Genomic DNA, 13,566 nt, shown 5'->3' on the forward strand with positions numbered 1-13,566 from the left:
GCTATGGCCATGGAGGGCGCTTCTTTCATGCGCCACTGACTGCAACCCTGCCTTCTGCGGCTAACACGCGGTCAATGTGGGAGGGGGCTTGCCCCCCCCCACAGTTGGATTGGGTGTGCACTTCAATGAAGGAGTGAATGTATGCGAATCGGACTGGTCGGCTATGGCCATGGAGGGCGCTTCTTTCATGCGCCACTGACTGCAACCCTGCCTTCTGCGGCTAACACTCGGTCAATGTGGGAGGGGGCTTGCCCCCCCCCACAGTTGGATTGGGTGTGCACTTCAATGAAGGAGTGAATGTATGCGAATCGGACTGGTCGGCTATGGCCATGGAGGGCGCTTCTTTCATGCGCCACTGACTGCAACCCTGCCTTCTGCGGCTAACACGCGGTCAATGTGGGAGGGGGCTTGCCCCCGATAGCAGTGGGTCAGCTAATGAATCTGGATCTGATCCACCGCCATCGGGGGCAAGCCCCCTCCCACAGTTGGATTGGGTTTGCACTTCAATGAAGGAGTGAATGTATGCGAATTGGACTAGTCGGCTATGGCCACGGAGGGCGCTTCTTTCATGCGCCACTGATTGCAACCCTGCCCGGCGCTACTTTTGTTGGCGTGGTGACTCGTTCACCCGAGCGCCGTCAGCAATTGAGCACTGATCTTCCAGGGGTTAAAGCCTTTGACAGCATCGGCCAGATCGTCGAGGCCGGCGTTGACGCCCTGGTGATTTCCACCACGCTTAAAGGTCGCCCGGCGCTGGTGCTGGAGGCTATCGAGCACGGCGTCGCCGTGGTCAGCGATAAACCTTTCGCCGCCAACGCCGAGCAGGCCCGGGTGCTGATCACTGCGGCTGAACACCAGGGCGTGTTGCTCAGCGTCTACCAGAACCGGCGCTGGGATTCGGATTTCCTGACCTTGCGCAAACTGATCGACGCCGGCGCCCTCGGCGCTGTCACCCGGTTTGAATCCCGCGTCGAGCGTTTCAGCCCGCAATCGGTGGGCAATGCCAGCGGCGGCGGCTGGCTGCGCGACCTGGGCAGCCATCTGGTGGATCAGGCGCTGCAACTGTTCGGCCCGGTAGATCGGGTTTTCGCGCAACTGCACTACAGCGCCGAACACCCCAGCATCGACCACGGCTTCTTTGTCTCCCTGACCCACGCCAACGGGGTGATTTCGCACCTGTGGGGCAACGCCTTGCAGAACAGCCCGGCACCGCGCTTGCGGGTCAGCGGCACCCTGGGTTGCTACACCGTCGACGGGTTGGACGGTCAGGAAGACGCACTGATGGCCGGCAAGTCGCCCAAAACCGAGGGCGAGCACTGGGGGGCCGAGGAGCACCGCCGCTGGGGCTGGTTCGAACAAGGCCCCGAGCGCGAGCGTGTGCCGTCGGAAAAAGGCTGCTGGACCCAGTTCTATCGCCAGTGGCAGGCCGCCGTGCAAGGGCAGGGGCCGCTGCCGGTGGACGCCTACGAGGCGCTGGAAACCACAAGGATATTGGACGCCGCACGCCTGAGCGCCGAGCGCCAGCAGGTGGTTTCGACAAAAATAGAATAAAATTCTAAAACAGGTTGATATAGAAATTATTTTCCAATAAAGTCTTTTCCAGGTTGCATAAAGTACGTTCCGGACTCGATCCCGACGACTCAACAAAAACAAGATCAAAAACAACCAGGTACCGTCAGATGAAAATCTTCAACGCTGTACTGCGAGTTTTACGCCCAGCCCTTGCGCCACGCGGTCTGCCCCGCACCCGGCCGTTTTACTTCTCCTTCCTCAACGTGCTGTGCGTCGAAAACCAAGGCGCCCTGGTGTGCTGCATTCCGGGAGCACCGCTCGTCCGCCTGCCGTCATCCTCGCTCTGAAAAACGCAACGTCCAAAAAACCAACAAGAAAGTGGAGACAGACCGTTCATGAAGACCCCGATCCGTTTTACCGCGCTGGCGTTGTCCCTGCTGCTGGCCAGCGGTTTTGCCATGGCTGCCGATCTGAAGATCGGCGTGAGCATGTCGCAGTTCGATGACACCTACCTGACCAATGTGCGTGAATTCATGGACAAGCAAGCCAAGGCCTACCCCAAGGGCGATGGCGTGCAACTGCAGTTCGAAGACGCGCGCGCCGACGTGGTCAAGCAATTGAGCCAGGTCGAGAACTTCATCAGCCAGAAGGTCGACGCGATCATCGTCAACCCGGTGGACACGGCGTCCACGGCGCGGATCAGCAAGTCGGCGCTAGAGGCGGGTATTCCGCTGGTCTATGTCAACCGCCGACCTGACCAGAAAGACCTGCCCAAAGGCGTGGCGGCCGTGACCTCCGATGATGAAGAGGCCGGCAGGCTGCAAATGCAGTACATCGCCGAAAAACTGGGGGGCAAGGGCAAGGTGGTGATCCTGCTCGGTGACCTGGCGAACAACTCCACCACCAACCGGACCAAGGGCATCAAAGAAGTCCTGGCCAAGTACCCGCAGATCAAGATCGAGCAGGAACAGACCGGCATCTGGCTGCGTGACCGCGGGATGACCCTGGTCAACGACTGGTTGACCCAGGGCCGCGAATTCAATGCCGTGCTGGCCAACAACGATGAAATGGCGATTGGCGCGGCCATGGCGTTGAAATCGGCCGGCACCAAGCCGGGCAGCGTCTTGATTGCAGGGGTCGACGGCACGCCGGACGGCTTGAATGCGATCACCAAGGGCGAAATGACCGTGTCGGTGTTCCAGGATGCCAAGGGCCAGGCAGTCGGCTCGGTGGAGGCGGCGCGCAAGATGGCGAAGAAGGAAGCGATCGAGCAGAACATTGTCATCCCGTTCAAGCTGATCACCCCGGACAACGTCAAAGACTTCAAGTAGCCCTTACATCACAACAATAAGCCGGCAGGGCGGTCGTGCCCGCCCTGTCGATGGAGTACCGCCCTATGCTTGCTCAAGCCACTGTCTCGCAGCCGCCCGGTATCCAGCCGTCGCTGCTGGAAGAACCGTACCTGCTGGAAATCCTCAACATCAGCAAAGGCTTTCCCGGTGTGGTGGCCCTGGCCGATGTACAACTGCGTGTGCGCCCAGGCTCGGTGCTGGCGCTGATGGGCGAGAACGGCGCGGGCAAGTCGACCCTGATGAAAATCATCGCCGGCATCTACCAGCCCGACGCCGGGGAAATCCGCCTGCGCGGCAAGCCGATTGTGTTTGAGACGCCGCTGGCCGCGCAAAAGGCCGGGATCGCGATGATCCACCAGGAACTCAACCTGATGCCGCACATGAGCATCGCCGAGAATATCTGGATCGGCCGCGAGCAGCTCAACAGCCTGCGCATGGTCAACCACCGCGAAATGCACCGCTGCACCGCCCAATTGCTCGCCCGCCTGCGCATCAACCTCGACCCCGAGGAGCAGGTGGGCAACCTGAGCATCGCCGAGCGGCAGATGGTCGAGATTGCCAAGGCGGTGTCCTACGATTCCGACATCCTGATCATGGATGAGCCGACGTCCGCCATCACCGAGAAGGAAGTCGCCCACCTGTTTTCGATCATTGCCGACCTCAAGGCCCAGGGCAAAGGCATCGTCTACATCACGCACAAGATGAATGAAGTGTTCGCCATCGCCGATGAAGTGGCGGTGTTTCGCGACGGCCAGTACATCGGCCTGCAGCGCGCCGACAGCATGAACAGCGACAGCCTGATCTCGATGATGGTCGGCCGTGAACTGAGCCAGTTGTTCCCGGTGCGCGAAACGCCCATCGGCGAGTTGCTGCTGTCGGTGCGCGACCTGGGCCTGGACGGCGTGTTCAACAACGTCTCGTTCGACCTGCATGCCGGCGAGATCCTCGGCATCGCCGGGCTGATGGGCTCGGGCCGCACCAACGTGGCGGAAACCCTTTTCGGCATCAGCCCAAGCACTCGCGGGCAGATAACCCTCGATGGCAAGGCGCTGCGTATCACCGACCCGCACATGGCCATCGACAAAGGCTTTGCGCTGTTGACCGAAGACCGCAAGCTCAGCGGGCTGTTCCCGTGCCTGTCGGTCCTGGAAAACATGGAAATGGCCGTGTTGCCGCATTACTCGGGCAACGGGTTTATCCAGCAGAAAGCCCTGCGTGCGCTGTGCGAAGACATGTGCAAGAAGCTGCGGGTGAAAACCCCGTCCCTGGAGCAATGCATCGACACCTTGTCCGGCGGCAATCAGCAGAAAGCCCTGCTGGCGCGCTGGCTGATGACCAACCCGCGCCTGCTGATCCTCGACGAACCGACCCGTGGCATCGATGTCGGCGCCAAGGCCGAGATCTACCGTTTGATTGCGTTCCTCGCCAGCGAGGGCATGGCGGTGATCATGATTTCCTCGGAGCTGCCTGAAGTGCTGGGTATGAGCGACCGGGTGATGGTGATGCATGAAGGCGAACTGATGGGCACCCTGGACCGTGCAGACGCGACCCAGGAAAAAGTCATGCAGCTGGCCTCCGGTATGACCGCGGTCCACTGACAGCCGCGCGGGCCTGCGGTTGGCCTGCGCCATAGAATAAAAAGGTGATTGGCTATGAACGCAATAACAGACAACAAGCCTGCCACGGCAGCGGTCAAGCACCGTCGGCGCTTGCCCACCGAGCTGAGCATCTTCCTGGTGCTGATCGGCATCGGCCTGGTGTTTGAGCTGTTTGGCTGGATCGTGCGAGACCAGAGCTTCCTGATGAACTCCCAGCGTCTGGTGCTGATGATCCTGCAAGTGTCGATCATCGGCCTGCTGGCCATCGGTGTGACCCAGGTGATCATCACCACCGGGATCGACTTGTCTTCCGGCTCGGTCTTGGCGTTATCGGCGATGATCGCTGCCAGTCTTGCGCAAACATCTGATTTTTCCCGTGCGGTGTTTCCGTCCCTGACCGACCTGCCGGTGTGGATTCCGGTGGTGGCGGGGCTCGGCGTGGGGCTGCTGGCGGGCGCGATCAACGGCAGTATTATCGCGGTGACCGGTATCCCGCCGTTTATCGCAACGCTGGGGATGATGGTGTCGGCCCGTGGCCTGGCGCGTTACTACACCGAAGGCCAGCCAGTGAGCATGCTCTCGGATTCCTACACGGCCATCGGGCATGGCGCGATGCCGGTGATCATCTTTCTGGTGGTGGCGGTGATCTTCCATATCGCCCTGCGCTACACCAAGTACGGTAAGTACACCTACGCCATCGGCGGCAATATGCAGGCGGCGCGCACCTCGGGGATCAACGTCAAGCGCCACCTGATCATCGTCTACAGCATCGCCGGGCTCCTGGCGGGCCTGGCCGGTGTGGTGGCCTCGGCGCGTGCCGCCACCGGCCAGGCCGGCATGGGCATGTCCTACGAACTGGATGCGATTGCCGCCGCGGTGATCGGCGGCACCAGCCTGGCCGGCGGAGTAGGGCGCATCACCGGCACCGTGATCGGCGCGCTGATCCTTGGGGTGATGGCCAGCGGGTTTACCTTTGTCGGGGTCGACGCGTATATCCAGGACATCATCAAGGGCCTGATTATCGTGGCGGCGGTGGTGATCGACCAATATCGCAACAAGCGCAAGCTAAAACGCTGACGCAGTGCAAAATGTGGGAGGGGCTTGCCCCCTCCCACATTCAGGCCTGTATTCGTCAGATCCAACCGTTTGTCTTCTATATAGCTCCACAACACTGAATTTCTTGCTATAAACGCACTCCGATGACCATTCGCCAAGCCCGTCCTGGTGCCTTTGGGGGTTATCTTGGAAAAAATGCCTGTCTTTTCAGTTGCTGCGCCCTCAAGTCGGCCTTAGACTGCCGCCCCTCGTAAATTGAGTGCCGGGTGGCGCTTGGAATGGATGGCGCCTTTCCGAGACCTGCAGAGGTTGACCGGAACGCTCCCTTATTCGCCTTAATGCACGTATTTTTTATAGAGAAATCAATGACAAAGGAAAAGTTGCTGGCCATGCCGGCGGATGACTACATGAATGCCGAACAGCACGCTTTTTTCGAGCAGTTGCTGCAAGACATGAAAGTGGAACACCACGAGCGCATTGAACAGAACCGCATCGCCATTGAGAGCCTGGACACCCCGGCCGACCCGGCGGATGCCGCCTCCGTGGAAGAAGAGCGCACCTGGTTGGTGAATGCCATTGATCGCGACCAGCGCATGCTGCCGCAACTGGAGCGCGCACTGGAGCGCATCAAGGAAGATTCCTTTGGCTGGTGCGATGACAGCGGCGAGCCTATCGGCCTCAAGCGCCTGCTGATCAGCCCGACCACCAAGTACTGCATCGAAGCGCAAGAGCGCCACGAGCAGATCGACAAGCACCAGCGTCAAGCCTGATGCGCTGAAGCTGGGGGGCGAGTACTGCGCTCCCCAGGGAAAATATCCGTTACGCCCGCTATATTGATCTGTTGCAAGCTCCCCCACTAAAGGCCCATAGATAATGGCCTGATAGTGGCGTTTAATGCAGAGACAATAATGACAAGCAGTGGGGTGACGAAGATGGCTGGAGACGGATCTCTGATGGGCGCAGCAGTGCCACCGCACGCGGTGGTGCGCGGGTTGCCCGGCTGGCTGACGCCGCTTTTGCAGAGCACCGCCGTGGTGCTGGTCCTGCTCGGCCTTGCGTTTGCCAGCCTGCCGATTTATCTCTGCCTGACACTGGCCTTGCTGGTGATCTGGCTGCCCCGTCTGAAAAAACGCACGCCCAGCGCGGCGCCGTCCGAAGCGGTCGATGCGATTGGCGACCTGACCCGCGACCTGTCCTATACCACCAGCCATAACGCATTGTCGGCGGCCGGCGTGGCCTATTCGGTCAAGCAACTGGCTGCGCGCCTGCAGTCGCAGTTGAGCGCTGCCCAGCAGATCGTCAACAGCGCCGAAGTGATGATCGGCACCGAACAAGTCACCTCCCAACTCAGTCACCAGGCGCTGGGCGCCGCCAGCCAGGCGCATCAGCGCAGTACCGAGGGCCGCGAAGTGCTGGCCCAGTCGATCACCCGCATGCACCAACTCAGCCAGCGCGCGAATGCCAGCCGCGAGATGATTGAAGCCCTGAGCCAGCGCAGCGAGGAAATCCAGCGGGTGACCCTGGTGATCCAGTCCATCGCCAGCCAGACCAACCTGCTGGCCTTGAACGCCGCCATCGAAGCCGCGCGTGCCGGCGAGCATGGGCGCGGGTTTGCCGTGGTGGCCGATGAAGTCCGTGGGCTGGCCGGCCGTACCGCTACCGCCACCGAGGAAGTCGGGGTGATGGTGGCCGATATCCAGCAACGCACCGGCCAGGTGGTGGAGCAGATTCGCCAACTGTCGGCGGACCTGCACACCGGCGTGGAGCAGGTGGAGCACGCCGGTGAGCAACTGCAGAACATCGCCAGCCTGGCCGCGGATGTCGAAGGGCAGGTCAACGAAATCGCCCAAGGCACCGAGACCAATCGGGCGCAACTCGACAGCCTGTTCCATGCCGTGGAGCAAATGCGCAGCGACCTGACGGTGAGCGACGAGCAAACCCGTCAACTGGCCGATGCCGCCGTGCAAATGGAAGGGCAGGCCGAAACCATCAGCGAACGCTTGGCCGCCGTCGGGCTGGATGACTATCACCAGCGCGTCTACGACCTCGCCCGCGAAGGCGCGAGCCGCATCGCCGAACAGTTCGAGGCCGATGTACTGCAAAACCGCGTCAGCCTGGAGGATCTGTTCGACCGCAACTACGCGGCGATCCCCAACACCCACCCCAGCAAGTACCACACGCGTTTTGACAGCTACACCGATCAGGTTTTGCCGGCGATTCAAGAGGCGCTGCTGCCGCGACACGAAGGTTTGGTATTTGCCATCGCCTGTACGCAACAGGGGTATGTGCCGACACACAACAAGGCGTTTTCCCAACCCTTGACCGGCGATGTACAGGTGGATGCGTTACAGAATCGCACCAAGCGCAAGTTCGACGACCGTACCGGGATTCGCTGTGGCAGCCATCAGCAAGCGGTACTGTTGCAGACCTACACCCGCGATACCGGTGAGTTGATGCACGACTTGTCGGTGCCGATCATGGTCAAGGGCCGGCATTGGGGCGGGTTGCGCCTGGGCTATAAACCCGAAGGCACGAAGGCCAGGCACTAGAGATTGTTGCTGTTTGCGCAATAGAGCTATCCAGGGGATAGCTTTTTCTGAGGGTAGGAAAAACGTAGCATGGCCGCCGTTGTTAGTTAGCTAACGATTGTTGCGGAGAAGCTCCATGCAAAACAAAGTCGATGTCGCTGTGATGATTGGCAGTGGCGTACCCGAAACCCTGCGTGCGCTGGGTCAGAAGGCTTGTTGGGTCGTGCTGCTCAACGGTGAGCAGCGTGGCACCGTCTTCGCCAGCCGTGATGAAGCCGAGGAGTGCAGGGCCGCCTGGCAAGCGCTGTTGCGCATGGAACAGTCAGACAGCCTGCATTGAGGGGCGTTATTGCGCTTGGTGCAGACGCTGGTTCAGTTCATCCACGGCCATCGCCCATTCAGCGTCTTCCCGAAGTTCTTCCTTGAGAAACTGAGCCTGCTGGGGCGTCCAGAAGGGCGCGTCGATCAGCTTGACGTCGTCGGCCAAAGGATGGGCAGCGATAAACGCGTCGATGTCCTTCGGGGTGGAATCCAGGCCCAGTTGATCAAACAGGGTTTCAAGGGTTGGTACTGGCGCATCCATATCGTTCTCCATGCCGGTTTTGGGGGGGGTATGCATCGGAGGCTTGTCGCGCAGTAGAGTTCTATCGGATTCTCAGGAGGTCAACGCCCCTGAGTCCACCGCTGTCTTGAGGGCCCTGGCGGCTTCTTTTGCCGCGACGGCGGCGGCGTCCGCGGTCTTGAACCAACGATCTTTTTCCACTTGGTGCATTGTGATCGTGGTCAAGGGGGGCTTGGCACGCATTACGATAACTGCTTGGAATTCTCCGTCTACTTCCTTGGCTTCGCCATGGATAAAAAATTCGCCAATATCAAATTCCGTCACGTATAACCTTCCCTTCAAGGTAACTGCACTGATGAAACCTGACCCGCACGGGGCAAACTTCAATGGACGGGCCAGTATGGCAGTTGTTGAGGGGCGACGGCGCGGTAAAGTCATCCAGGTGACGAAACGATCCCGCCGTGCGGGGCGTGCAGGGCGGCCTCGAGGGTTTTTGCCAGTTCGCAGGCGCGGATATGGTTGCTGCGAAAGCCTTTGATCCTGCCGCTGGTGACTTCCAGAATATGAAAGAAGTTGCGCCCGGCCGGTACAACTTGATAAAGCACGGAGTTTGAGTACCCATCATGGCTGTGCAAGCAGTAGTATTGGCGCTCGTCTTGATAGGATGAGTGAGTGCTGGAAGACGTAGCGTTGTGTTGACGTCGTTGCATGGTCAGCTCCTGTCGATCGATCTGGTTGGCCCGCCAGCAGCGGAACGGGTGGTTTTGACCCGTGTTGCTGTTTTAATATTGTCGTCGGCAATCGGTACTCGGTTCCATTCCAGGTGTTTTGTTTTGTGCAGGTTGTCGGAAACTGCGCTTTTTAATTGGGTTATTCTCTGAAGCTGGTCGACCCGTCTTCTCGGGCTGTTAAACCTGTGATTTGCTGTGAAGATCGATGGCCTGCATAAGGCTCGTCGTGTATGCCTGTATTAGTCTTATGGCACCGCAGGGGCGTTTTTTCAGGGTTTTTAATCAATGCGTTGTGTCAGCGTGCCGGTATGGCCGCTTTTTTGTGCTGCCCGTTCCGGCGGACAGTGCTTTTTTTGATCTGGGGGCGTTTCCTTGGCAGTCAGTAATCTGGATATGCACGCGTTATTCGTGCTGGGTGATTTGCGCGCAAAGTTGGTCAAGCAGTTTCAATCCCGTTTTGTTTACATCACTGAACAGACACCGGAAGGCATCTATATCGCCGAGATCGATACTGAATCGGCATTGGTCGTGGATGACAAACAACGCCTTGAACTCAAGGTCGGTGATCATTTTCGTGCCGCGGTATTGCCCAGTCGCGAAGGTGGCAAGTTTGAATTGAAGTTCCGCGATATCAAGTTGACGGTGTATGGCTTGGGCGACTATGCCTTTGTTTCCTCGGCCGAAGGCCAGGGCATTGTGTTCAAGGAAGGTCACAGCGTGATGCTGGTGTTTGCCGCCAACGAACAATTGCAGGAAGGCTTGACCAAAACCCTCAAGGCCGTGACCGGCAAGGCCGCCAAGTGGCGCAAGGGTGAACTGGTGACCTTCAAGGCCAGCGAATAACCCGCTCGTACAGCAAACAGCCTTTATCTCCCGGAACCTCTACTACAGTTGAGTTGACTTAACTATTCAGAGGCTTCGCGCAGTGGCGGCCAAGCCGTCCGTTATTGCAGCGAACACGTGAGGTGCAAAGGCATGAAAGGATTGAGATCCCTGTTGGCGGCGTCCCTGGCGAGCCTGAGTCTGTCGGTGGCTTCGTTGCCGGTTTCGGCTGCACAGGCGCCTGTGCATTTTGCCGACCTGAACTGGGAAAGTGGCAGTCTGATCACCGAAGTGCTGCGCTATATCGTCGAGAAGGGCTATGACCTGCCCACCGACACCTTGCCCGGCACCACCATCACCCTGGAAACCGCCCTGGCGAAGAATGACATCCAGGTGATCGGCGAAGAATGGGCAGGCCGCAGTCCGGTATGGGTCAAGGCCGAGGCCGAAGGCAAGGTGGCCGGGGTGGGCGATACGGTCAAGGGCGCCACCGAAGGCTGGTGGGTGCCGGAGTACGTGGTCAAGGGCGACCCCGCCAAAGGCCTTAAGCCCCTGGCACCAGACCTCAAAAGTGTCGCGGACCTGGCGCGTTACAAGGACGTGTTCAAGGACCCCGAATCCCCAGGCAAAGGGCGCTTTCTCAACAGTCCCATTGGCTGGACCTCGGAAGTGGTCAACAAACAGAAACTCAAGGCCTACGGCCTGGACGACAGCTATGTGAACTTCCGCAGTGGCTCGGGGGCGGCGTTGGATGCCGAGATAACTTCCTCGATTCGTCGCGGTAAGCCAGTGCTGTTCTATTACTGGTCGCCGACGCCCTTGATGGGGCGCTACAAATTGATCCAGCTGGAAGAGCCGGCGTTCGATGCCGAGGCGTGGAAGACGTTGACGGATGCGGACAATCCCGATCCGAAGCCGACACGGTCTTTGGCGTCCAAGTTGAGTATCGGCGTGTCCACGCCGTTCCAGAAAGAACATCCGCAGATTGTCGGGTTCTTCGAGAAAGTCGAGTTCCCGATCGAGCCGCTGAACAAAGCCTTGGCGAGCATGAGCGAGAATCACACCGCGCCACGCGACGTCGCGCTGGCGTTTCTCAAGGCGCATCCTGATGTGTGGAAGGCCTGGTTGACGGAGGATGTGGCACGGAAGGTTGAAGCCAGCCTGAAATAGCGTCCCATCCTGCGGCAGAACGCGGGGCAAGAATGTGGAAGCGGGCTTGTCAGCGTGTGCCCGCTTTCACATTGGCTAGCATTCCAGCCTCAGAAGCGGGTTTGCACCGCCACTTCAAACGTGCGCGGCGACCCCAGGTAATACGCCGGCGACACATGGGCAAATTCGGCATACACCTCGTTGGTCAGGTTGCGCACGCGGCCGGTCACCGAGGTGTGGGCGTCCACCTTGTAGCGCAGGAATGTGCCGAACAGGGTGTAGGCCGGCACTGTCTGGGTGTTGGCGTTATCCGCATACACCTGGGCCACATACCGCGCATCCACGCCGCCTTGCCAATCCTCGGAAAAATCATAGGTCAGCCACAGGTTGCCGACGCGCTTGGGCACATTGGTCGGCGTATTGCCCTTGCGTGAGACCACCGCGCCGCTGGCGATTTTTTCGTTGAACTCGTCGTACTCGGCGTCCACCCAGGCGAAGTTGCCTTCGGCGAGTAGTCGCGGTGTGATGCGCAACGAACTGGCCAACTCAATGCCCTTGGACGACTGTGCGCCTACCGGGATGCTGTTGGTGGGGTCCAGCGGGTCGGTGACGGCAAAGTCCTTGCGCTCGATTTTGTAAGCCGCGACGGTGGCCGAACCGCGACCGTCCAGGTAATCGAATTTACTGCCCACCTCCCACTGTTTGCCGGTCGATACGTCGAATACCTGGGTGGTGGTACTCGGCTGTTCGGCGGCCGTGCTGTATTGCACGTACACGTTGGCCGTCGGGATGAACTGGTAGGTCAGGCCCGCGCGCCCGGTCACCGGCTCCCAACTGCGCGTGAAGTGCCGTGGACTGCTGGCGGTTATCGCGCCATGGTTGGTGACATCCAGATCGATGGCGTCGTAGCGCAGGCCCGTCAGCAATGTCAGTTTATCGGTCAGGCCCAGGCGATTTTCCACGAACAGCGCTTTGGTGGTGACCTCGTTGGTCTTGTCGCTGATAAAGCCCGGTCGGGTGCCTGGGATGTCGTAAAAGTACCCCGGGTCGTAATGGTCAGGATCGACCGTGCTGTTGCCTGCGGCTCTCAGCGGGCTGTTGGTCGTGCTGTTGACCTTGTATTCGAAGCCGCCGGACCAGGTGGTGGCGAGGCCGAAGACGCGGTCGTCGTGGCGCAGCTCGAACTGGTTGCCATTCTGCTCACCCTGATGACGCACCTGGTACGCGGTCGAGCGGTTCACCGCGCTGTTGTCGGCGTTGTACTGGTAGGTCTCCAGGTTGCGGTAATCGCGCTGGCTGTCCAGGTGATACAGGGTGTTTTTCAGCGTGGTGCTGTCGTTGATCCGGTAGTCGATGATCGAACGCGCCCAGAGCGTGCGCTGTTCGTAACGACCGTCGGCGACGTTGTAATTGTTGAAACGGTTGTGTTTATCGATCTTCAGCTCGCCGGCCTTGGGGTTCAGCACCGGCGTGCCCCAGTACGGGCTGTCTTCATGTTCGTCCTGGTATTCCAGGGCCAGGGTATGGGACAGGTTGGGGGTAAGGTCGCTGAGCAGGGAAAACGCTACGCTCCAGGCGTCGCGCTGGTCGCGGTCGATGTAGCTGTGGTTGGTGTTGCGGCTGACGTCCAGGCGTGCGTAATGCTGCACGTCGGCGCTGGGGTCGGTCAGCGCGTGGTTCAGGCCGAATGCCATGCCGGCGGTGTCGTAGCTGCCGTAGGTCAGTTGGCCTTCGGCGGCCTGTTCTTCGCGGGTGGCCAGCTTGGTCACGTAGTTCAGCGAACCGCCCACGGAGCCAGCGCCGTTGATCAAGGACGAGGGGCCGCCGACCAGTTCCACCCGATCATAGATCCACGCATCCACCGGCCGGGCCAGGCCGGTGGCGACGTTGATGCCGTTGAACATCTGGGTGATCTGGCTGCTGGTAAACCCACGATACGAGACAAAACCCCCAAACCCCGGCGGTGCGCTGGCGTTGACACCGGGCAAGGTATTGGCTGCATCCCGGAACGTCTTGGCGCCATGGCGCTCGATGTCATTGCGGTTGGCGATCGCCACCGAGGCGGGCGTTTCGCGCACGCTCAACCCCAGTCGCGATGCCACGCCGCTGGACTGGTCCAGGGCCAGGCCGGGTTCGTGGGAGGGTTCGCCATCGATGGTGGTCGGGGCCAGTTCGAGCGCCCAGGCACAGACTGGCAGACAGCCGAACAGGCCTGCCAACAGAGGTAAATGTTTCATGCTTGAATCCTGAAAAACC

General features: G+C 59.9%; 14 protein-coding genes. 10 read left to right on the top strand and 4 right to left on the bottom strand.

What is annotated here, in order from left to right:
• Positions 1-522: 522 nt before the first annotated feature.
• From NR164_RS00155 to NR164_RS00190, 8 genes are all read left to right on the top strand, one after another.
• The gene (locus NR164_RS00155) at positions 523-1,551 is read left to right on the top strand and encodes a Gfo/Idh/MocA family oxidoreductase (RefSeq protein ID WP_256822045.1); all 1,029 of its coding nucleotides are present in this window, start codon (positions 523-525) and stop codon (positions 1,549-1,551) included.
• 128 nt (positions 1,552-1,679) lie between these two features.
• The gene (locus NR164_RS00160) at positions 1,680-1,859 is read left to right on the top strand and encodes a hypothetical protein (protein ID WP_079444050.1); all 180 of its coding nucleotides are present in this window, start codon (positions 1,680-1,682) and stop codon (positions 1,857-1,859) included.
• Positions 1,860-1,907: 48 nt separating this feature from the next.
• A complete protein-coding gene (locus NR164_RS00165) occupies positions 1,908-2,843 on the top strand; it encodes a sugar ABC transporter substrate-binding protein (RefSeq protein ID WP_057004687.1) in 936 nt (311 codons plus the stop codon).
• Positions 2,844-2,908: 65 nt separating this feature from the next.
• Positions 2,909-4,462, top strand: a complete 1,554-nt coding sequence (locus NR164_RS00170) for a sugar ABC transporter ATP-binding protein (protein ID WP_057004686.1) — start codon at positions 2,909-2,911, stop codon at positions 4,460-4,462.
• A 54-nt stretch (positions 4,463-4,516) separates the two neighbouring features.
• Positions 4,517-5,539 carry an ABC transporter permease gene (locus NR164_RS00175; RefSeq protein WP_017846553.1) on the top strand — a complete coding sequence of 341 codons (1,023 nt, stop codon included), beginning with the start codon at positions 4,517-4,519 and terminating at the stop codon, positions 5,537-5,539.
• Between the two features lie 344 nt (positions 5,540-5,883).
• Positions 5,884-6,288, top strand: a complete 405-nt coding sequence (locus tag NR164_RS00180) for a TraR/DksA C4-type zinc finger protein (RefSeq protein ID WP_010564800.1) — start codon at positions 5,884-5,886, stop codon at positions 6,286-6,288.
• Between the two features lie 546 nt (positions 6,289-6,834).
• Positions 6,835-8,067, top strand: coding sequence for a methyl-accepting chemotaxis protein (locus NR164_RS00185; protein WP_371928173.1), 1,233 nt, complete (start codon positions 6,835-6,837; stop codon positions 8,065-8,067).
• A 115-nt stretch (positions 8,068-8,182) separates the two neighbouring features.
• Complete coding sequence (locus tag NR164_RS00190) at positions 8,183-8,386, top strand: hypothetical protein (RefSeq protein ID WP_017846551.1); 204 nt, start codon at positions 8,183-8,185, stop codon at positions 8,384-8,386.
• A 6-nt stretch (positions 8,387-8,392) separates the two neighbouring features.
• Here the strand turns inward: NR164_RS00190 and NR164_RS00195 are convergent, their stop codons facing one another.
• From NR164_RS00195 to NR164_RS00205, 3 genes are all read right to left on the bottom strand, one after another.
• Positions 8,393-8,629: a DUF2789 domain-containing protein gene (locus NR164_RS00195; protein WP_017846550.1), complete on the bottom strand. Its 237-nt coding sequence runs from the start codon at positions 8,627-8,629 to the stop codon at positions 8,393-8,395.
• 72 nt (positions 8,630-8,701) lie between these two features.
• Positions 8,702-8,932, bottom strand: coding sequence for a hypothetical protein (locus NR164_RS00200; RefSeq protein WP_017846549.1), 231 nt, complete (start codon positions 8,930-8,932; stop codon positions 8,702-8,704).
• 110 nt (positions 8,933-9,042) lie between these two features.
• On the bottom strand, positions 9,043-9,318 hold the full coding sequence (locus tag NR164_RS00205) for a hypothetical protein (protein WP_081610137.1): 276 nt from the start codon (positions 9,316-9,318) through the stop codon (positions 9,043-9,045).
• Positions 9,319-9,732: 414 nt separating this feature from the next.
• On the opposite strand from NR164_RS00205, the gene NR164_RS00210 reads away from it, so the two are divergent.
• Positions 9,733-10,182 carry a hypothetical protein gene (locus tag NR164_RS00210; protein ID WP_017846547.1) on the top strand — a complete coding sequence of 150 codons (450 nt, stop codon included), beginning with the start codon at positions 9,733-9,735 and terminating at the stop codon, positions 10,180-10,182.
• A 132-nt stretch (positions 10,183-10,314) separates the two neighbouring features.
• The gene (locus NR164_RS00215; RefSeq protein WP_256822049.1) at positions 10,315-11,331 is read left to right on the top strand and encodes an ABC transporter substrate-binding protein; all 1,017 of its coding nucleotides are present in this window, start codon (positions 10,315-10,317) and stop codon (positions 11,329-11,331) included.
• Between the two features lie 89 nt (positions 11,332-11,420).
• On the opposite strand, the gene NR164_RS00220 is transcribed toward NR164_RS00215, so the two are convergent.
• A complete protein-coding gene (locus NR164_RS00220) occupies positions 11,421-13,547 on the bottom strand; it encodes a TonB-dependent siderophore receptor (RefSeq protein ID WP_046383696.1) in 2,127 nt (708 codons plus the stop codon).
• Positions 13,548-13,566: the final 19 nt, after the last annotated feature.

It is taken from the genome of Pseudomonas sp. Pse79, from assembly GCF_024519615.1.
In the GTDB taxonomy this organism is placed as follows: Bacteria; Pseudomonadota; Gammaproteobacteria; order Pseudomonadales; family Pseudomonadaceae; genus Aquipseudomonas; species Aquipseudomonas veronii.